Raw genomic sequence first — 21133 nt, 5'->3', positions numbered from 1 at the left:
TTTTTGTACAGAAATACGACTGCTCGTACTTTATTTTCACTCTGGCTCATGCTACTATAGACTATTGTTTTATTATTTATAAACAAGGAGTAGCAATGTTTACAGAGCGCAACACGACATCTTGCACCCGCACAAGCTATGACACACACATTACCCATAAGAACACAATAATCGTCTTCATAGGAAATCCATTGTCCTCTTCTTGCTGGATAAACAGATCCATCACGCATAAAATACAACACTATTGCTCTGATAAAAATATTCCTTTTTCAATTCTCATGGGGTATTTGAAACAAACGAGTTTCAAAAAAAGCATCTTTAGGACTTCTGTCGTCAAAAATGATACAGAACCTGCGTGTCGTGCGGTCGCTGCAGCGAGGATAATGTTGCTTCAAAAAGATCACAATGATCATACATTACTTCACTTTTTCACATCGATTCAAGAAAAGTTTTTTGAACAAGGTGGAGATACTACCCATATAGAGTTTTACAAAAATATCTGCGAAGCGCATCATCTATCCTACGATGCTTTTGTTGATATTTTTAATATTATAAGCACTGATGTTGAATTTAATACAACCAAAAAAATAGGGATTTCACGCTTTCCAAACTTAATTTTAGACCAATCGGGGATGATTCATCCTCTTGCTCTTGCAAGTGAATCCATTTCATTTGAAAAAATCACAACGACAATTGATAGCTTTTTATAAAAATTCTATCTATTTTATCGTCCCTCTTTTTTAGCATTCGCATTTTCCAAAGCTTTATGTGCGCTGTTTTGGATTTCGGTTATTTCTTTGGTGACACTTTGATTGATGGTGGACACAGCGGTCGAGACGTCATTGATTTCGTTGAGAAAAAATATCTCTTTGATGAGATAGCCAAACATGCCCAGCATGATGATATACCAGATGAAATTGGGAATTCCAAAAATGCTATTACTGCCCTTTTTATCGGATTTTGACATCAATTGCCCCAACTCTTTAAACATCCTATTTTCATTATCGTCGCTCTTGTTGCTAGAAGTTTGTGTGTTGTGGGTGAATTGTTCGAGTAGATCAAGTGTATTATGTTCTTTATGATGCATTGTTATACCTTACGTTTTTCAACTGATTTATTGCCTTACTTTACTTTTTTATACACGGTTTTAAAACCACCAGCTTCCGTAGAAATGGTGTTTTCATCGACAATTTTATAGGTATTTCCGACTTTGATGGTATCGTCAATGACGATGACTTTATCTTCCAAAATATCGTATGTCACAGGATTTTTAGTGCCAAAAGAGGAGATACTGCTGCGATCAAACTCTATCTCCATGATGCCCAAAACCGTTTGTGCACGCCACTTTCCCAGCAGTGGGTTGTAGTTGATCGTATGATCTATCACGTATTTTATGCCAAACCCTATGAAAAGAAGTACCACACAACTCGCCAAAAGATTTAAAAGCAACGATGGGCGTTTTGGAACTTTCTTGGCATCTGTTTTTCGTGCTTTTGACGCTACTTTTTTAGCCGTTGTTTTTGGTTTTAAAGACTTGGTCGTTTTTTTGGGGTTTACCGCATTTGGAAGCATTGAGGACCTTAGGATAGTGTGTTACAAGTGTGTCATTATAGCATTTTGAAAAAAACTTACGCTTTTGCTTTACATGTAAGTATTTTAGCCCCTCTCATCAGCATTAAAAGTTTCAAGTGCTATACTTTTTAAGACCAAAGATTAATACATAAGGCAGACGATGTTTTCTAAATTTAAGAAATTTTTTGAAATAAAACCCGATGATACACTGGATTACATGGATCCAGACAAACTGTTGAAAAACAAAAAAAGAGTTCTCAAAGATCCTTTAAATCAAGCAGATGAAGATGAGTTTTTTCGTCAAATGGAAGAAGAAGAGCAGTTTATCGACCATCTTAATGCCCAAGAAGCATCGCAAACAACGCCTCAGAACAACGCTTCAAGAGAATCCGCTTTGAAAAAAATGCGCCACTGTATGCAAGAGCGAGACTGGAATCCAAAACACCATCCAAAAATAATGATAGCTCTCGCAACGATCGTGCTTGGCATCGTCATTTTAGCCATAATCCTTCATGAAACGCCCAATCCACTCATCGGCAAATGGCGTCCGCAAGGCAAAAATGTTTTCTTACCCATAGGCGACATCGAATTTGCCAAAGATAAATTTCAAGCACTTGGCATTTCCACGATGGTCAAATACGACATCGATGAGACAAAGATCCAGGTTATTGATGTGGCAACAGACACAGGGATTATCTTTTACATTACAGGCGATAAAACCATCGAAGTCAACCTTTTGGGCGTAAAAACAAGCTATAAAAAGGTGGAAAAATGAGCCTAAAAAAAACCAATGCGGCGCGGTTTTTGGATACGTTAAAACTGCCTTATGAAATGACTTCATACGAGGTGGATGAAGAGGACTTAAGTGCGACACATGCGGCGGCATCGCTTGGGGTGGATGCTTCGTGTGTGTTTAAAACGTTGGTTGCGCGCGATGATGCTAAGCGTATTGTGGTGGCGTGCATTCCTGCGGCTGATGAGATCGATCTGAAAGCTTTGGCGAAGGTGGCGCAGGCTAAGCGGTGCGAACTTGTGGCGGTGAAAGAGCTTTTAGCGCTTACGGGGTACATTCGCGGTGGGTGTTCACCACTTGCTATGAAAAAACATTACGCGACATTTATCGATGAAAGCATTCACGAACATGAAAAAATCTACGTCAGTGCAGGGCTTCGGGGTGTACAACTCTGCCTTTCACCTTCGGTACTCATTGAAGCTTCAAAAGCGATGTGTGCGTCTTTAACAAAGCACTAAATATTTACATGTAAAGATTTTGCAACGCGTTTATAACACTTGGAGTATACAATGCCTCTAAGAAAACTTTTGGAGCACGCGATGTTTGAATGTATCTCTTTTTTTGAGCGCATTGAGGACTTACATGTAAAGCTAAAAAAAGGCACGTATGTCCTGCTGATTGCGGAGGAGACTCCTTTTTTGGAGATCTTGCAAAAAGAGGGCGTGACGTTCAGTGGTGCTATTTTCCCAAGGGTTATTTTTAAAGGCAAAACCTATGCGCAAGGCATTATTGCCGCAAAACTTAGCGCAACGTCTTCGATGCAGATCATCGATATGGACAATCCTCAACAACTTCGCACCGACCCTAACACCAGCGCTATCTTTGCCATTGTCGATGGTTTTTCAACGCAAATTGATGACTTTTTAGAAGAGTTTTATTCACTTTTACCAGAGAAAACAAAACTTATCGGAGGCGGAGCGGGCAAAACCAATCTCATTCAAGAGCCTGTTATTTTTGATACGTACCGTTTTTACATGAATGCGGCGATTATCATCACCTCACCGCATACCATTGGTGTAGGTGTAAAACATGGGTGGAAACCTCTGTTAGGCCCGTTTATCGCTACGTCGTGCAAAGGCAATGTTTTGGAAAAGATCAACTACAAAGACGCATTTACGCTCTACAAAGAAGCGGTTGAAAAAGACAGCGACTTGCGTTTTGACACCACACCCTTTTTCAAAATTTCGCAGCGCTACCCTCTTGGCATTGTGCGTTACAACAAAGATTTTCTCGTACGAGAACCTGTGACAACCGATGGCAATACCATTGTTTTGGTGGGGAAACTCGATGTGAATTCTGTTTTGTCCATTCTCAAAGGCGAAGAAGGAGAGCTCATTGAAGCAGCCAAAGAAGCGGCTGAAATTTCACGTGCCAATATGGAAGAAAAGACCATCCAGTCGGCATTGGTGGTGGATTGTATTTCGCGCTTTTTCTTACTCGATACCGCTTTTCCCAAAGAAGTACGGGCGATTGCAAGCGTTTACCCTTCCCAAACCGTTCTTTGGGGCGTTTTAAGTCTGGGTGAAATTGCCAATGCCAACCAAGAAGGCATTGAGTTTTACAACAACACCTGCGTTGTCGGCACTCTCTAAACGTCATCATTATTGTGTGTATCAGCTTCTTTATGGTATCTTACAGCTTAGCGAATCATCCACATAATCCTTCTATTCAATGGGTATCCTAGGAGATTTTGATGCAACAACTCAATGAACAACTTCTCATCACCTTTGAATGTGTCAGTGCCATAGGAACGTCGCTTCAACTTCGAGAGATGATGGAGCATTTTTTAAAGGTTTTTTCACGAAAAATGGGCGCCCTTGCCTCTATTTATTGGACGTATGACACCAAAACACACACGTACAAACAGCTCTGCCTCAACGGCAAAAAGGCGTATCAAGCGCTCTTTGTAACCCCCTCTTTTGCGGCGCCACTGCAATCCATTTATTTTGATCAGTCCAGTGGCAAACATCTTTTACATGTAAAGGTAGGAGAGGATTGGATTGGGCTTATATTTCAAGCTTCTGAGACAGAAATCGAACTCATCAAAGCCATCATCGCTTCGTTTGAATCCAAACTGGAAAATGCCGTCCATGCGTGTAAAAACCATCTCGAACTCATCGAAATCAACCAAACACTGGAGCGTCGCGTCGAAGAAGAAGTACTTAAAAACAGAGAAAAAGATCAGCACATTTTGCAGCAATCTCGCTTGGCACAAATGGGAGAGATGATCAGCATGATCGCGCATCAATGGCGCCAACCTCTAGGCTCCATCTCCGCGGTTGCGGCGTCCATCAAACTCAAAACTTCGCTCAACCGTTTTGACTACACCACGCCTGAGGGCATTGAAACGAGCAAGCTTTTTTTAGGCGAAGCGATGAGCAAAATCGAATCGTATGTGCAGTTTCTCACCCATACCATCGATGATTTTCGAAACTTCTTCAAACCGAATAAACAAAAAGAGAGTGTGACCCTTGCGCAACTGGTGAACCGAACACTGGAGATCATCGGCAAAGCGCTGGAGATCAACGGCATCACCATCAACGTTGAAACGCGCTCAAACCACGAGCTTTTTACCTATGCCAACGAAGTGACGCAAGTCATTTTGAACATTTTAAAAAATGCAGAAGATGTCATCAAAGAGCGTGAAATTAAGCGCGCACAGATTCTGATTACGATTGAAAATGAAGGCAGTTGGCAAATCATCAGCATCGAAGATAACGCTGGAGGCATTCCTGAATCGGTATTGCCTCACATTTTTGAGCCCTATTTTTCGACCAAATCGGAAAAAAATGGCACAGGGCTTGGGCTTTACATGTCAAAAACAATTATTGAAGAGCATTGTGGCGGAGAAATCCTCGCTTCCAATACTTCAATGGGTGCCAAATTTACCATCAAACTTCAAGAAGGTTAACCTATGGTTCAAAACACCCTTGCACGCTTGGTCAAAAAAGAGTACTTACGCTCCATCATTTTCCCGCTTTTACTCATAGAAATGATGCTTTTAGTGGCTTATTTTTGGAGCAATGCGTATGTCAATGCAACCACGAAAACGGCGCTGATTGAAGAGAGCAAAGTGCATATTAAAGAGCTTAGCAACCGCTCAGCCACCATCGTCAATAACGAATTTAAAACGCTCTCAAGCTTAACACGGCTTTTTCAAAAAGAGCATGAGCACTTTTTTGCCACCTTTAACCCTTTACATGTAAACACCAAAGATAGCACTTACGCACAAACAAACTCTGGCGTTCTCTTCAATACACAAAAAACACCAGAGAGCTGTTCACTTTTTTTCTCAAACGCGCAAAAACAGAGCCCAAATCGCTTGGAAAAAGCCATCGCCACGGAGACGCTCGACCCCTTTTACACAGCCATCTTGCAGAGCAATGCCAACATCGCGCAGGTCTATTTTAACAGCTATGACTCCATGAACAGGCTCTGCCCTTTCATGCCCAATGCGCTAGCTCAATACGCCCATGACATCGCCATTCCCACGTATAATTTTTACTACCTTGCCGATGCGGCGCACAATCCAGACAAAAATGTGGTCTGGACCGATGCTTACTTAGACCCAGCAGGGGCTGGATGGATGATCAGTGCGATTGCGCCTGTGTACAAAGGTGATTTTTTAGAAGGCGTTGTGGGCATTGATGTGACGATAGAACATCTCATAAAAACCATGCTTTCGCTTCAACTGCCTTACCGCTCCATGAGCATGCTCGTCGATGAACACGGCAATATTCTTGCGATGAGCGAAGCTTTGGAAGCGCATCTTGGGATTAAAGAGCTCAAAACACACACCTATGATGCGCCCATTGAAGCGACCATCACGAAGCCTCGCGATTTCAATCTTTTCACCAACACCACAAACCCTCTTGCAATGGCGCTTTCTCGTATGATTCAAGAAAACAGAGCCATACTAGAGCTGCAACACACTCAGGGTGATTTTATCATCACGCAAAATACCATTGCGCAGACACGCTGGAGATTTGTCCTTTTGCTCGACAAAGACTCTTTGCTTAAAAACAGCACCCAACTCAAAGCGAAAACAAACGTTATCGGCTACCTTGCACTAGGCTTTATGGTACTTTTTTACCTCATTTTTCTTGGCATCCTTTTAGCGCGTGCCAAAACATTTTCAAACCATATCCTCAACCCTTTGCAAGAGCTCATTGAAGCGACCAAAACCTTTAAAGACAAACTCACAGTGACTAAAATCAATCGCTCCAACATTGTCGAGATCAACACGCTTCTGGACAATTTCACCGCGATGAGTCAAGAGCTCCAAGAGCTGTACGACTCGATGGATAAGAGGATCAAAGAGGGTGTGGTTGAGCACATGGAGACGCAAAAAATGATGCTGTATCAATCACGTTTAGCGCAAATGGGGGAGATGATCAGCATGATCGCACATCAATGGCGTCAGCCACTTGGCTCCATTTCAGCCGTGACGGCTAGCATCAAGCTCAAACAAAGCCTGAAAAAGTTTGATCTTAAAACCGAACAAGGAAGAGCCGATCAAGAGGAATTTTTACTAGGAGCCATTGGTAAAATTGAGACCTATATCCAGTTTTTAACAACGACTATTGATGATTTTAAAAACTTTTTCAGACCCGAACAACAGCAAGAACAAAGCTCACTCCAGAGGATTATCGACCGTGCACTTGGGCTCATTGGAAAGAGTTTATCGGTGCATCAAATCACGTTACATGTAAACAATACGTCCTCCAATTCACTCATCACCTATGAGACGCAAATGATGCAAGTGCTCATCAATATTTTGAAAAATGCGCAAGATGCCATCCTTGAAAAAAAGCTAGAAAATGGTACTATATGGATCAATGCGTACGAAGATAACGCCTTTTTTGTCATCGAGATAGAGGATAATGCAGGAGGCATCCCCGATGCCATTCTTCCTAAAATTTTTGACCCCTATTTTTCGACCAAAGCAGAGCGTAATGGCACGGGACTTGGACTGTATATGTCTAAAACCATTGTACAAGAGCATTGCCATGGCTCTTTACATGTAGAAAACCAATTGCATGGCGCTAAATTTATTATTAAGATTCGTGGAGAACACCGTGCAAATTAGTCTGACCGATCTGGTCAATCTCACCTCAAAATTGCGTGTTTTATATGCTGAAGATGACCTGATACTGCGTGAAAATACCGTCTCATTGTTGCACGATCTTTTCAGTGAAATCGATGAAGCAAGCGATGGTGCGGAAGCGCTTAAAATCTACAAAGAACACCCGTATGGGTACGACATTCTCATCACAGATCTCAATATGCCGCACATGAACGGCATGGATCTCATTAAACACGTTCAATCAATCAACCCCAAACAGCCCATTATCGTGGTTTCGGCGCACAATGAAACCGAGTATTTTTTAGAGAGCATTCGCAACAATGTGAGTGGTTACATCTTAAAACCAATCGACTTTGATCAGCTCATCGAAACACTCTACAAAGTGGCATCGCTTGTCAAAGAGCGCCTTGAGAAAGCTTCACTCCAAGCCACATTAGAGCAAAAACTCGAAGAACAGAGTGAGCAACTGGCGCAAAATTCTCAAATCGTGCATGACTTTTTGACCATAGACACGGTCACCAAACTTCAAAATGCGACCATGCTTTACAATTTTTTAGACAACTTTCCGCAAAATCATCAACTCACCATTATGCTCTACAACATCGATAATTTCAGCTTTATCAACCAAACCTATGGGGCTGAGTTTGCCGATGAAGCGCTGTTTAAAGTCGGCGAATATTTACAATACAACCTCTCCAAAGAGGTGCATCTCTACCGCTACAATTCCGATGAATTTGTCATTATCTTTGATCCACAAATCATCAATCCCGAATTTGTCGCCATCCAAATCCAAGCCTTTTTCAGAGAAACACCCATTGGAGAATACGAAGAAAAACCTATCTATATTACGCTCTCCTGCGGCATTGCAACGGCGAATGCACCCTCTTCACTGCTTCCCAATGCACGTATTGCCCTTCGTGAAGCGCGTATGCGAGGTGTGCCGAACCAATACAACATCTACAACACCCAAGATGTTTTTCTCAAACGTGCCAAAATCGAAACCTCTTGGATACAAAAGTTTCGTCTAGCCCTCGAAGAAGACCGCGTCGTGCCCTACTTTCAACCCATCGTTGATAACCAAAGTTTGAGCGTGGTCAAGTACGAATGTTTAGCGCGTATTGAAGACGATGGCGAGATCATCTCACCTGCACATTTTCTTGAAGCTGCCAGACGCAGCGGACTGATGAGCAATCTTACCCGCATCATGATCAACAAATCGTTTAAAATTTTTGCAGGTCAAAACGTCGCCTTTTCGCTGAACATTACCAATGAAGATCTGCTCAATCAAACCTTTATCGACTTTTTAGAGACCAAACAAAAACTCCACCGCATCGACCCAGCCTTGGTCACATTTGAGATCTTAGAAGACATCATCATCAGCGATATTAACCGTGGACCGCTTCAAAACTTGCATGTGCTCAAGAAGATGGGCTATCTACTTGCCCTTGATGATTTTGGAAGCGATCGCTCTAATTTTAATCGCTTGGAAAACGTTGGTGTGGATTTTCTTAAAATCGATGGGCAATTCATCAAAGGCATTGACACCAACCTTCGCAATCAAGACATTGTCGAGTCCATCGCGTCCATGGCAAAAAAGATCGGAATGCAGGTTATTGCAGAGTATGTCTCCAACGAAGCAGAGTTTGAGACGGTCAAAAAATTGGGAATTGACTACTCACAAGGCTACTTTTTCAACGCTCCACTGCAACTTCCTATGAAGGATGCGTAGAGAGTTTATAGCCTCGATGTTTGAGGTTGATGATGCACTCATCATACCCCAGCTTGTCTCGCACGCGTTTCACAAGGGCTCGAAGCGTTGAGTTATTGACCTCATCGCTCTGCCATATTTCTTGAGAGAGCTGTTCATTACGAACAAATGCGTTGGCATTTTTCACCAAAACAAACAGTAAAAGCTCCTCTTTGGCGGTTAATTCTTGTGGCATTTGGTTTACATGTAAGGTTTTGGTTTTAAGATCAAACGAGATGCCCGGATGCAGAATAACGAGTGAACTATCCATTTTGCCTTTTTGCTGTTCTAACTGCGTGGTTGCTTTGATCATCGTGTTAATCAGCAGTTGTGAGTCAAACGGTTTGGTGAGAAAACTGTAGATGCCAAGGTTGATGCTTTTGAGAAAATAGTCAACCTCTTTGTACGCCGAGATGACAATAACCATTTGCGAAGGATTTTTTTTCTTGATCTTTTCAACCAAGCCAAGACCATTTTGGTGAGGAAGTTGGATGTCTGTAATGACAAGGTCATACGAAGTTTTCAGGTATTTTTCATACGCATCTTCAGCAGAGCCACACGAATCGATCGTATCAAAAAAATCCGATAAAAAAATGCCTAACTCTTCGCTTAAAGAGAGGTCGTCTTCGACAAGGAGTAACGTTAACGTTTCTCGCATTGTGTCTTTCCTTAATGAGTAGATTTGCCCGCGTTACCACACATTGTACTAAGTATAGCGAAAAATATAACCCAAATACAACGCTTAGAGTATATAATGAAACGATAAAATCCATGGGAGCGTGATTATGGAAAATTCGATCGACCAACTGATCGCTTGGAGTAAAGAGTTAAACGTATTGTATGTCGAAGATGACCTTGCGTTGCGTGAAGAGGTAAGCCTTTTTCTGAGTGATATTTTCAAACGTGTCGATCTAGCGCCCAATGGTCAAGAGGGACTCGAAAAGCTCGCACAAAACGACTATCATCTCGTCATTACCGATATTCGCATGCCCATTATGGATGGGATTGAGATGATTGAAGCCATTAAAGAGCGCTATCCCAAACAGCCTATCTTGGTCACTTCTGCGCACAATGAGAGCGAATACCTCATCAAATTGATCAACCTTGGCATTCAATATTACATTACAAAACCTCTGCAGAGTGATCAAATTTTAAAGGTTTTATACACGATTATGGAGCGTATTTACTACGAAAAAGCACTGGTGCAGTACAAGCAAGATTTAGAGATTGCCCATGAAAAACTCAAACACTTTACCCATCTCCAAGCAGACTCCTTGAGTGCACAAAGTGCAACACTCAAAGCGTACAAAGAAGCACTTGATAAAGCAACCATGGTTTCACTCACCGATAAAAACGGCATTTTTACCGATGTCAATGAAAATTTCTGTAAAACAACAGGGTACAGCAAAGAAGAGCTGATTGGGAAAACGCACCATCTTATCAGCCATCCCTCCACCTCAAAAGCGGTGTACGAAGAGCTTTGGCAGACGATTTTAGCTAAAAAGACATGGCAAGGACTTATCATCAACCAAACCAAAGACCTTAGAATGCTTTATCACTACACCACCGTTGTACCTATCGTGAACACGGAGGGAGAGATCAGTGAGTTCATCAGTATTTGTCAAGACTTGACGAAACTGCACGCGCTGCGTGAACAGCAAAACAGTGAAAATCTCTCTTTGGCACTGAGCCTTAATGAAGCGTCTTTTTTAAAGCAGATTCCCTTCCCGTGCGCACTAATGAGCAATGATATGATATTTCATTCCTACAATAAACTCTTTGAAACACTTGTCAATAACCACAGTGATGAGCATTTACTACTCAAACTCACACAAGAAGCCCTCACACTCAAAGAGGTGGTGGATTTTGAAGAGATGGAATATTTTGACTCGATCGAAGCGATCAAAGGCAATTGGTCCTATGAGGGCGATATTACCTTTAAAGGCGTTCTCAAATCCATCACGCATATGCTTGAAATTTTGGTCAAAATCAGCCCGTATGAACCAAACCGCTATCTCATCTGCATCGTCAAACAAGAGGAGTTTGAGTTATGTTGCCAAGTTCAAGAGAGATAACGTTTCATAGCGCGATCTCTAGCGCATGCGTGGTGGATGAATCCACACTGCAAATCATCGACCATCAATGCCATTTACACAAAATTGATCTCAATGAACTTAAAATCATTAAAAGCACCCCTCTGTTAACCCGTCATGAAAACACCCCTTTTGATTACTACAAGCGTCCTTTTGCCGTAGGGAAACATCTAGCCTACCTCGCCTTTGCAGACCAAGGACTTGAGCACGTCATCGACACACACGCTAAAATTGTGCCCATCACAACGTTTCACTACAACCAAACTGAAAGTATCACCAAAGCCGCTTTTAGTGAAAATGACACCTATCTGATCACGGGAAATGAGCGCGGGCGCAGTTACATTATCAGCGCAGAAGATGGTACCATCCAAGCAGAACTGCCACCATCTTCTGATGCCATCACCGCAGTAGCCGTCTCGGATACCTACCATCTTGGAGCATATGCCTCGTTTTCACGCGACTTGGTTGTTTATAAAATGAATAGTTTTAGCACGCTTTTTAATCAAAAAATCGATGCTGTGGTTGAAATGATGCTCTTTGTGGATGAGCAAACACTTATTGCTATTACCCGAAATGGCAAAATCATCACCATTGATCTTTTTAAAGGCGAAGTAACGAAACAAAGAGAGCTCGATCAAAATATCTGGCCCTCCACGATGGTGCTCTCACACAGTAAAAAATTTATTTACATAGGCACACGTGAGTCCACTCTGTTTGCGGTCTATGTCAAAACGCTTGATAGTCTCTACCAAGTCAAACTCCCCTACCATGGCGTTACGGTACTGTGCCGAACGCAAAAGTATTTTATTATGGGATTTAAAACGGGTGAGCTTATTTTTTACAACCACCGTGAACTTGAAGAGCAATTTATCGCGCACATTACCCTTAAGCAGATCAAAGAGGCGTGTCTTATTTTTCAAAAAAACATCTTTTTGATGTCGCACCGTGAGACCAAAAAGATTTACGAATACTGGCAAGAAGAGAAAGAGACCATCATGAACCTGCTCTCACGAAGCGACATTGAACAAGCGCAAAAAAAAGCGGAACCTTTTATGTTTCATCCCAAATGCAAACTCGAATTTAGCGAACTTGAAACACTTCTGCCCCATCTCATCGCACTGCAACGCTTTGTGCGAAGCATGAGCTATGCTCCTGCGTACGATCTGGTTGCTCGTAAACCAGAGCTACGAAAAAGTTCTCTCTTTGCACATGTTGAAGCCTTATGGAATAAAAACCTTCAACAAGCGCAAATTTTACTCTCACGCGAACCGTTGATGAACAAAGAGGCGGCTAAGGAGAGTTTGCATGCTTTTTTAGAGGTGGAAGAGAAGAAGCTACTCATTGAAAATATGCTCAAACGCTCAGGCACGTTTACCATGGCAGAAACAGCGGTTAAAGAGAAAAACTTCCACTTTTATTTCCGTCTCGTGGCACAAAATACCTTTTTAGAATCCACACCACTCTACCAAAAAGTGCTTCAAATAGGAGAGCGTATCCAAAATGAGGCGCTTAAATTGCTTGAAGCAAAAAACTACCATCAAGCGTCCTTGCTTGCTGAGCTTTTACACCCATTTAGACCCTACCAAAACCAAGCCAATAGACTCAAAGAGGTCTCCAAAGCCCTGCTTCTTTTAGAGGAGTACGTAGCGAAAAATCTGCTCTTTGAAGCGGTGCAACTGCAAGATCACTATCAGCTGCAAAGTCACTACGCGCTTGTGAACGAACTTGAAGGGATGAAGCAGAGATTTTTTAATGAACAGATGGCGCTCATTGATGCCAAAGAGTATGAGAGCGTTTTGAGCCATATTGAGCCTTATGTGCGTATTGTTACATGTAAACAAAACAGTGCCAATATCATGAAAAAAATCTACATTGCTCACTTTAAAGATGCGCACCAAGAGATGGATAACGCCATTGATTGGGAAAAATCGTTTGTTACTTATTTGCACTTTTTCAAAGGCGACAAACTCTTAGTCGAATTTGCGAAAGAGAGCCACAAACTCGATATACTACAGCGCATCATCCGCTTGGAGCCTCCATTGGAAAATCCACTCTATCCTTCAAACGTGCTGGTTTACCGCAACATTCCTGCTAAAAAACTGAGTTAATAGAGCTTATAGGAATCGCTTGTTATAATCCACATCTAACTTAATCATAAAGGCTTCAAACAATGAGCGCACTCAAAACCTATGACTACACAAAAGAGCAATTGGCTGCTTTTCAATACGCTATTATCAAGATGGAAAAAGGCGATATTATCATCAAGCTCAATCCTGAAGAGACTCCTATCGCGGTTGCAAACTTTGCAACACTTGCCAATGACAAATTCTACGATGGACTTATTTTCCACCGTGTCATCAAAAACTTTATGGCACAAGGCGGTTGTCCAAGCGGTCGCGGAACAGGCGGTCCTGGTTGGAACATCGCATGCGAATGCAAAGGTCAAAAAAGCAAACATAAACGAGGATCTCTTTCAATGGCACATGCAGGGGCAAACACAGGTGGAAGTCAGTTCTTCATCTGCTTTGTGGATTGTCCTCATTTAGATGGCGTTCACACCGTTTTTGGTGCCATCGCAAAAGAGGATAAAGAGAGCTTTAAAGTGCTTGATAGCATCGCACAAAACGATGCAATGATCACCATCGAGATCAAAGAAACACTTTAATTTTCATCTTACATGTAAAGTGGTAACGCTTTACATGTAAACACTTTTTTGCGCTCCGCTTTAGCATAATTCCCCCTCTTCTTTGTTATAATCATCCCTTCATCTTTTTAAGAAGGATTGTTATGATTCATCGTCTCAATGCACTCTTCCCTCTTTGGGCTATTCTTTTTTCACTGCTAGCGTATAACATGCCAACGCTTTTCGTACCGATGAAAGGCTCTATTACACCCTTGCTGATTGCGATTATGTTTTTTATGGGTGTGACCCTTCGTTTAGAAGATTTTGCACGTGTCCTAAAGGCGCCTAAAGCGATTCTTTTAACCGTAGCGTTGCAATTTTTCATTATGCCACTTGCGGCACTTTTGATCTCAAAAGCATTTTATTTTTCAACCGAACTGATGGTGGGAATGGTTCTTGTAGGTGCTGTTTCAGGAGGCACGGCTTCAAATGTTATGACCTATCTTGCCAAAGGCGATGTCGCACTTTCCATTACCATGACACTCACATCAACCTTGCTTTCCGTGGTCGCCACACCTTTTTTAACACTGCTCTATGTAGGGCAAAGCGTTCCTGTTCCTGCGACAGATATGCTCTTAAGCATCGCACAAATTGTCCTTGCACCTGTTGTTTTGGGCGTGGTTGTGAACTATTTTTTACAGACAACGATTAAACGTTATGAGCCTTACTTAGCAACGTTTTCAATGATTGCAATTGTGTTTATTATTGCGATTGTTGTCGCACTCAACCAAGGACGCATCGCCAATATTGCCTTTTTAACGGTTCTTGGCATCATGCTTCATAATCTCTCAGGATTGGCGAGTGGCTACTATGTTGCAAAATGGTTTGGGTACTCTCATACGATTTGCAAAACAATCGCGATTGAAGTAGGCATGCAAAACTCGGGTTTAGCAGTCGCACTCGCTATGAAATATTTCACACCGCTGAGCGCACTTCCAGGAGCCATTTTCAGTGTTTGGCACAACATCTCTGGGGCTTTACTTGCAGGGTATTGGTCAAGGCAAAAATAGAGTTTGAGCGCGTAAGCATCTTTACGCGCTTCTAGGGTTAAATATTAGAAGAGAGCTTTCCAACCACTTTGCCAAGTACTTGAACATCTTCTGCGTTGATGAGTTCTGGGGCATACGCTTCGTTATCTGACACCAAAGCGACGGTGCCATTGGCGTGGAGTTGAAGGCGTTTGATAAACAATCCCACAGGCGTAGAGACCACGTAAATACCTGATTTTAAAGCGTTGGTATACTCTTTGTTGATGAACACCACATCCCCGCTAAAGAGTGTTGGCTCCATCGAATCGCCCAAAACATTGATGGCTTGAATGTGCTTAATCATCCCAAGTCCTCCGAGCTTTTCAACGATCTCCTCATCAAGGTACATCATCTCGCCCTCTTCGTCTTCATTCAGCGCTCCACCACCTGCTGAAGCGTAAATATCTCTAAAATAATGCACACGTGCAAATTTATCGGTCTCTGCTTGCAAACTCTCGACTACTTGGTCAAACAAAAGCCAGTTAATGGAGATTTTACGTTTCGCACAAAATTCAAGAATCTCTTTATAGGGAATTTTGGCACGATTTTTCATCGTCGCAAGGGTTAGCTGATTGATCCCCAAAGCTTCCGCCACATCCTTGTCAAATACTTTACGTTCACCCAACTCTTGGGAGAGAATATCCTTCACTTTATGTAAAACTGCTAAAATATTTGGCATTTTGTCCTCCAATATTTCATTTTGAAATATTATTGTAGCATATTTTTCATTTTGTATACAATAGTGAAAATTTTATAACAGAGGAGCCTTCAATGAAAAGTTTAATCTGTACGATCAGTCACTCACGCAAAGCCTACAATGAGTTTATGAACCGTTTTGAGCAAAAGATGCTTGTTTTAAGCAATAAGATATTTTAAGAGAAGCATTCCTATCTCAAAGAGCGATAGGAACGCTTAGAAGTGGTAGTACGATTTAACGCCTCTTTTTTGTGGCTGATTGGAAGTAAAACCAGATAAGCCCAATGATGGAGAGTAAAATCAAAGGTGCTAAAAAGGCATTGTCCGAAAAATAGGCGGCAATGCGCATCAAAAGCTCACCTGCCATGTAACTACCTACCCCTAAAACCAACGCCCAAACGCACGCAGATAGGGTGTTGAGGATGTGAAATTTTGTTTGGGGATACTTGGTCAAACCAATGGTCATCGGTACCAAGGTTTTCAGCCCATAGATGAATTTCTGAATAAAAATGATCTTGTCACCATACTTTTTCATCAAAATATGGCTTAGGGCTAATTTGCGTTTATGATCTTTGAAGTACGGCATTAATGCTTTTTTGTTGTAGCGTCCCATGTAAAATAAAAAAGAGCTACCAATAACATTTGCCAACGCTGCTACTGCGATGGACGTGCTCAGATCCATCTTACCAGCATAGCAGAGCACACCTGCGGCAATGATGGCGACCATGCCGCCACCAAAAGAGTAGAGAAAAAGGATGATGTATCCATACGTCGAGAGGGAACTTAAAATATCTTCCACACCAATCCTTAGTTTGTAAGCTTTTGTATGGATTTGAGGAAATCCTCAACCGCATACGAAGAGACCAAACCATCAGATTCTACAATTTGCTCAGGGGTGATGTTATTGCCATACAGCTCAATATTTTGGTCATAGTCATGGTTCATGACAGAACCATCAATGGAAACACCCACAAAAGCGCCTTCTGTTTTAGTATAGGTATAGATCTCCGATTTAAAGTCAGCTTCACTTCCTCGACTCGCACTCTCTCCCGCAGGACCTGCTGCAACGGAAGCATCCGCCCCTAGGGTGATTTTGTTGTTCATCAGTTTTTTGACACTGTCTTTGCTTTGGAAAACCATCAAAATATCTTTCTTCTCAACGCCCAGCTGAAAGCCAAGACCTGCACCTCCAAGTTTGACAAAGAACGGATAGCTCCATGAACCATCACTTTTGCGCACAACCATCACACCGTTGCCCGTTTTACCGCCTAGAAACATGCTAATCTCAATCGTTCCTGGGAAAATGGCAATGGCTTGGGCACGCTCAAGCACCTTTTGTGGAATCTTAATTTTAGAATCACGTATCATATTTTTAAGCGCATTGGATGAATCTAGCAATTTTTCTTCTGCTGATGCAAAGAGTGTTGTGGTCATTAAAAGACCTATCATAAGACTAAACCATATTTTTTTCATTATCTTTACTCCTTCTATTTTGTATAACGTATTCGTAAAATGCGCCCTCTTGGCGCATCAACGCTTCATGGGTACCTGATTCTACAATGCGTCCTTTATCCATCACATAGATAAAATCCGCTTTTTTAATCGTACTCAGCCTGTGGGCGATGATGATCGTCGTTTTGCCCACAAGGTAATTTTCAAGTGCATCAAAAAGCTTCATCTCCGTATGCACATCCAGCGCCGACGTGGATTCATCTAAAATAACCACATTGGGATTTTGGAGCACCATGCGAGCGATGCTTAGACGCTGACGTTGCCCACCTGAGAGCTTAATACCATGCTTACCTATTTGGGTTTGCAGTCCATCAGGCAACTCATCCACAAAACTCTCCAACTGGGCGATTTGAAGTGCTTGATGCACTAAGGCTTTATCGGTTTTTTCATCCATCATTAAGTTTTGAGCCAGTGTTGCATTAAAAAGTTGTGGGTTTTGAAGCACCAAGAAGAGATGTTCACGCACCACATCAAGCCCTATCTCTTTAACCGAAATGCCATCAAAGAAAATATCGCCCTCATCCAAAGGATACAGCCCAACCAGCAGATGCGCCAGTGTGGTTTTGCCACTTCCACTTGCGCCTATTATAGCGATTTTTGACCCTTTTGGAATGGTAAGATCAATGCTTTCAAGGATTTGCTTGCCACCATCATAACTAAAACTTACCCCTTTAAGTTCAATCGCATTGGTGCTATTTTTCACAAAAGGATTCTTTACATGTAAGCCTCGCTCTTCTGCTTTGAGCTCTAAAATCTCGTTGATACGGGTTAGGGATTTGCCTGCATTATGGTATGCGTATTGGATGTTTAAAATGTCTTGAATCGGTCCCATCATCACCCATAAATACCCAAAAATGGCGAGCATGGAACCAATGCTTAGCTCCGTATACGCCACCACAAAAATACTCGCCGCTCGAAAAAGCTCAAAACCTGAGAGAAAGATAAGAAAAGAGAGGCGGTTCGCCCCATCACTTTTATAGCCATAAATAATAGAACTCTCTTTGATCGCTTCTGCATGCGCTTCGACTTTATCAAAAAAAAGCCTCTCTTTGTTGGTTGCACGAATTTGCACGAACATATCAAGCGTTTCAGAGAGCGTATCTTGGAAAAGTTCAAACGCTTTGTTTTGCTCTTTTTTGAGCTTTGCCACTTTTTTGGCGAGTTTGGTGGTAAAAAGGATGACCACTGGGTTCAACACCAAGATAAAAAACCCCAATTGCCAATGAATCATCAGCAAAACTGCCCCCACACCCAAAATGGTCAGTACAGAGATAATGAGACGGCTGACAAAAACACCCAAGAAATTATCGATTGTTTCAACATCGGTAACGAGCAATGATGCTGCTTTCCCTGAGCCAAAAAATTCAAATTGGTTCATCGCAACATGACTGAGATGACCTAAAACATTGGTGCGTATTTTAAAAGCGATGTTCTTAGAGACAATCGTAAAGAGTTTCGTTTGCAGATAGTTCAAAAGAAAAAAAAGAAATCTCAGCGTCACAACAACGGCTAAGACAGTAACGATGTAAACATAAGCAGGGTTTGGAAAACCGAAAAACCCATCAACAACATGTGTCACAAATCCTTTTTTACCAAGTAAAACTTCATCCACCAACATTGGCATCAAAAGAGGTACTGGTGTACTTACCAGCACGGCTAAAAAAGCGACCACATTGGCTAAAATCAGCTCTTTTTTATACTGTTTGACTTCGTGAAAAAGGGTTTTGAACGTGTAGTGTTTTTGCATAGTGTTCCATTCAAAAGCAGTCATGCAGAGGCTTTACACCTCTACATGTAAAAAGCTCTAGCGTGCGAAGTCGATGGCGCGAATTTCCCTGATGACATTGACTTTAATCTCACCAGGATACTGAACTTTGCTCTCAATCTCTTGCGCAATCTCTTTGGCAAGTAAAACGGCTTCGTCATCATTGATCAACTTGGCATTGGCAATGACACGAATTTCACGACCCGCATTGATTGCGTACACTTGTTTAATACCCGGTTTACTTTTCGCAATCTCTTCAATGTCTTGAACACGCTTCAAGAAGCTCTCAAGCACTTCTCTTCTGGCTCCTGGACGCGCCGCTGAGAGCGTATCGGCGGCACATACGGCTGCGGATTCAACCGAAGTTGGCTCTTCATGTCCGTGGTGCGCAAAGATAGCATTGATGACCACATCGTGCTCTTTATAACGACGACAAATCTCAGCACCCAAATCAACGTGGCTACCTGCTGTCTCATGTGTCAAGGCTTTACCGATGTCGTGAAGAATTCCTGCACGACGCGCTAATAGAACATCGCCACCCGTTTCAGCCGCGATAATACCTGCCAAATGCGCCACTTCAAGGGAATGACCAAGGGCATTTTGACCGTAACTGGCTCTAAATTTAAGACGCCCGATCAGTTTCACAAGCTCTGGATGCACTTTTGTAAGACCTAGATCAATGACGATATTCTCGCCCTCTTCAGTCAAACTTTGGTCAAATTCATCTTTGACTTTCTCATAAATACCCTCAATTCGCGCAGGCTGAATACGTCCGTCTTGAACCAACAGCTCAATCACTTTGGTCGCAATCGCGCGTCTGTAGAGGTTAAAGCTACTCAAGATGATCGCATTTGGCGTATCATCGATGATGATGTCAACGCCTAAAAGCATCTCAAGGGTTTTGATATTACGACCCTCTTTACCAATAATGCGCCCTTTGAGTTCGTCATCTTTAATATTGACCACGTTAATCAGACGCTCAGCCGCAAATTCCCCTGCAAAACGGGTCGTTGCTTGCGCTAAGATGTAGTTAACACGACGTTTTATATCTTGTTTCGCCTCTTCTTCGAGACGTCTCACCGTATGGGCGATCTCGGCGCGAGATTGCTCTTCAACTTTGGCTAAAACGATCTCTTTGGCTTCATTTTGTGTGAGCCCAGACGAGCGTTCCAACACTAAAAGTGCTTCATTCACTTTCGTGGTGTACTCCTCTTTGAGCTGCGCTCCCTCATCAAAAAGCGCATTGGCATTGTTTTGAAAGAGTTGAAGATCTTCACGATCTTTGGTTATTTTTCGAAGCTCTTCTTTGTAGCCACGCTCTTTTTTATCCAGCTCTAACATTTTTTCAGAGTGCTCTTTTTTAAGCGTGATCGTACGATCTTCGTATTTGCGTTTCGCCTCTAGTTCAGCCTCTTTAACCTTAATGTTACTGCTACTAAGGATGAGTTCCGCTTCGTGTTCAATGGCTTTGGCCCTTGCTTGGGCAACATGTATTTCATAATTGGCAGCTTCCATCTTTTTGGCGATGAAAAATCCTACAACGCCGCTTGCTAATGCAGCGCCGCCGACCGCTAATGACTCTAAGACCATTTGTCCCTCTTTGAATAATAGTTTTATAGGGGGTTAAATAAATATCTGCTGCAATATCATGTGGTTCGCATATTAGGCTTTGTGTCATACAAAACTCCCTTTGAACAAATGCTATTGGAGGTTTAGGCTCAAGCGATGCAAAAAAACGATCGTACATCCCTTTACCAAAACCAATTCGTTTGAATGCCCCATCAACCCCTATGACAGGCACTATCGCAAAATCAATTTTTGGTTTAACAGCAAACGAGTTTTTAGGCTCTTCGATGTTAAATGTTTTCTTACTTGAAGGCAATCTCCATTTTACCATCTTGAAACTAATACCTTCCATAAACGGAACATAAACGTTACATTTTCTTCGTCTACATGTAGCGATAACGCCCCGTGTACTGGCTTCTATAGGCAATGAGACATAGAGTAAAATAGAGCGTGCTTTAAGGCGATAGACCATCTCCAAAATCTGTTTTTCAATGATTTTATCACGTTTATAAGCATTGTGAACGAAGTTTAGTTTTGCCCGCGCGAAGGAGCGAAAATCCGACTTGGTCTCGAACTTAATTTTTTGCATTGT

General features: G+C 42.1%; 20 protein-coding genes. 11 read left to right on the top strand and 9 right to left on the bottom strand.

Annotated features, from left to right (window positions below):
* The first annotated feature begins 95 nt into the window (after positions 1–95).
* On the top strand, positions 96–710 hold the full coding sequence (locus tag SHALO_RS05865) for a hypothetical protein (RefSeq protein WP_069477772.1): 615 nt from the start codon (positions 96–98) through the stop codon (positions 708–710).
* A 14-nt stretch (positions 711–724) separates the two neighbouring features.
* Here the strand turns inward: SHALO_RS05865 and SHALO_RS05860 are convergent, their stop codons facing one another.
* Complete coding sequence (locus tag SHALO_RS05860) at positions 725–1087, bottom strand: hypothetical protein (protein ID WP_069477771.1); 363 nt, start codon at positions 1085–1087, stop codon at positions 725–727.
* A 35-nt stretch (positions 1088–1122) separates the two neighbouring features.
* Positions 1123–1572, bottom strand: coding sequence for a hypothetical protein (locus SHALO_RS05855; protein WP_069477770.1), 450 nt, complete (start codon positions 1570–1572; stop codon positions 1123–1125).
* 160 nt (positions 1573–1732) lie between these two features.
* Here SHALO_RS05855 and SHALO_RS05850 point away from each other — a divergent pair, with 160 nt between their 5' ends.
* The 6 genes from SHALO_RS05850 (at position 1733) to SHALO_RS05825 (ending at position 9180) form a co-directional block, all read left to right on the top strand.
* Positions 1733–2347: a hypothetical protein gene (locus SHALO_RS05850; protein ID WP_069477769.1), complete on the top strand. Its 615-nt coding sequence runs from the start codon at positions 1733–1735 to the stop codon at positions 2345–2347.
* The gene (gene ybaK / locus SHALO_RS05845; RefSeq protein ID WP_069477768.1) at positions 2344–2823 is read left to right on the top strand and encodes a Cys-tRNA(Pro) deacylase; all 480 of its coding nucleotides are present in this window, start codon (positions 2344–2346) and stop codon (positions 2821–2823) included. The genes SHALO_RS05850 and ybaK overlap by 4 nt, the downstream gene beginning before the upstream one ends.
* Before the next feature lie 51 nt (positions 2824–2874).
* Entirely contained in the window at positions 2875–3957 is a 1083-nt protein-coding gene (locus SHALO_RS05840; protein ID WP_084010754.1) for an FIST signal transduction protein, read from the top strand.
* A gap of 101 nt (positions 3958–4058) precedes the next feature.
* On the top strand, positions 4059–5276 hold the full coding sequence (locus SHALO_RS05835; RefSeq protein ID WP_069477767.1) for a sensor histidine kinase: 1218 nt from the start codon (positions 4059–4061) through the stop codon (positions 5274–5276).
* 3 nt (positions 5277–5279) lie between these two features.
* Complete coding sequence (locus tag SHALO_RS05830; protein ID WP_069477766.1) at positions 5280–7454, top strand: sensor histidine kinase; 2175 nt, start codon at positions 5280–5282, stop codon at positions 7452–7454.
* Positions 7444–9180, top strand: coding sequence for an EAL domain-containing protein (locus tag SHALO_RS05825; RefSeq protein WP_238585299.1), 1737 nt, complete (start codon positions 7444–7446; stop codon positions 9178–9180). The genes SHALO_RS05830 and SHALO_RS05825 overlap by 11 nt, the downstream gene beginning before the upstream one ends.
* On the opposite strand, the gene SHALO_RS05820 is transcribed toward SHALO_RS05825, so the two are convergent.
* Positions 9164–9856, bottom strand: a complete 693-nt coding sequence (locus SHALO_RS05820) for a response regulator transcription factor (RefSeq protein WP_069477765.1) — start codon at positions 9854–9856, stop codon at positions 9164–9166. The genes SHALO_RS05825 and SHALO_RS05820 overlap by 17 nt on opposite strands.
* Before the next feature lie 127 nt (positions 9857–9983).
* On the opposite strand from SHALO_RS05820, the gene SHALO_RS05815 reads away from it, so the two are divergent.
* The 4 genes from SHALO_RS05815 (at position 9984) to SHALO_RS05800 (ending at position 14984) form a co-directional block, all read left to right on the top strand.
* Positions 9984–11273 carry a response regulator gene (locus SHALO_RS05815; RefSeq protein WP_069477764.1) on the top strand — a complete coding sequence of 430 codons (1290 nt, stop codon included), beginning with the start codon at positions 9984–9986 and terminating at the stop codon, positions 11271–11273.
* On the top strand, positions 11249–13399 hold the full coding sequence (locus SHALO_RS05810) for a WD40 repeat domain-containing protein (protein WP_069477763.1): 2151 nt from the start codon (positions 11249–11251) through the stop codon (positions 13397–13399). The genes SHALO_RS05815 and SHALO_RS05810 overlap by 25 nt, the downstream gene beginning before the upstream one ends.
* Before the next feature lie 62 nt (positions 13400–13461).
* On the top strand, positions 13462–13956 hold the full coding sequence (locus tag SHALO_RS05805; RefSeq protein WP_069477762.1) for a peptidylprolyl isomerase: 495 nt from the start codon (positions 13462–13464) through the stop codon (positions 13954–13956).
* 122 nt (positions 13957–14078) lie between these two features.
* Positions 14079–14984 carry a bile acid:sodium symporter family protein gene (locus SHALO_RS05800; protein ID WP_069477761.1) on the top strand — a complete coding sequence of 302 codons (906 nt, stop codon included), beginning with the start codon at positions 14079–14081 and terminating at the stop codon, positions 14982–14984.
* 37 nt (positions 14985–15021) lie between these two features.
* Here the strand turns inward: SHALO_RS05800 and SHALO_RS05795 are convergent, their stop codons facing one another.
* From SHALO_RS05795 to SHALO_RS05770, 6 genes are all read right to left on the bottom strand, one after another.
* A complete protein-coding gene (locus SHALO_RS05795) occupies positions 15022–15681 on the bottom strand; it encodes a LexA family transcriptional regulator (RefSeq protein WP_069477760.1) in 660 nt (219 codons plus the stop codon).
* 252 nt (positions 15682–15933) lie between these two features.
* The gene (locus tag SHALO_RS05790) at positions 15934–16497 is read right to left on the bottom strand and encodes a DedA family protein (protein WP_069477759.1); all 564 of its coding nucleotides are present in this window, start codon (positions 16495–16497) and stop codon (positions 15934–15936) included.
* Positions 16498–16505: 8 nt separating this feature from the next.
* Positions 16506–17171 (bottom strand): lipid-binding SYLF domain-containing protein, encoded by a 666-nt coding sequence (locus SHALO_RS05785; protein WP_069477758.1) that lies wholly within the window; start codon positions 17169–17171, stop codon positions 16506–16508.
* Positions 17152–18957: an ABC transporter ATP-binding protein gene (locus SHALO_RS05780; RefSeq protein ID WP_069477757.1), complete on the bottom strand. Its 1806-nt coding sequence runs from the start codon at positions 18955–18957 to the stop codon at positions 17152–17154. Before SHALO_RS05780 ends, SHALO_RS05785 begins: the two co-directional genes overlap by 20 nt.
* Positions 18958–19014: 57 nt before the next feature.
* Positions 19015–20565: a ribonuclease Y gene (gene rny / locus SHALO_RS05775; RefSeq protein ID WP_069477756.1), complete on the bottom strand. Its 1551-nt coding sequence runs from the start codon at positions 20563–20565 to the stop codon at positions 19015–19017.
* The gene (locus SHALO_RS05770; protein ID WP_238585298.1) at positions 20471–21130 is read right to left on the bottom strand and encodes a 5-formyltetrahydrofolate cyclo-ligase; all 660 of its coding nucleotides are present in this window, start codon (positions 21128–21130) and stop codon (positions 20471–20473) included. The genes rny and SHALO_RS05770 overlap by 95 nt, the downstream gene beginning before the upstream one ends.
* Positions 21131–21133 lie beyond the last annotated feature (3 nt).

Origin of the sequence: Sulfurospirillum halorespirans DSM 13726 (assembly GCF_001723605.1) — a bacterium.
In the GTDB taxonomy this organism is placed as follows: Bacteria; Campylobacterota; Campylobacteria; order Campylobacterales; family Sulfurospirillaceae; genus Sulfurospirillum; species Sulfurospirillum halorespirans.
The sequence above is the reverse complement of the archived record's forward strand: the minus strand, read 5'-3'. Positions and strand labels throughout refer to the sequence as shown.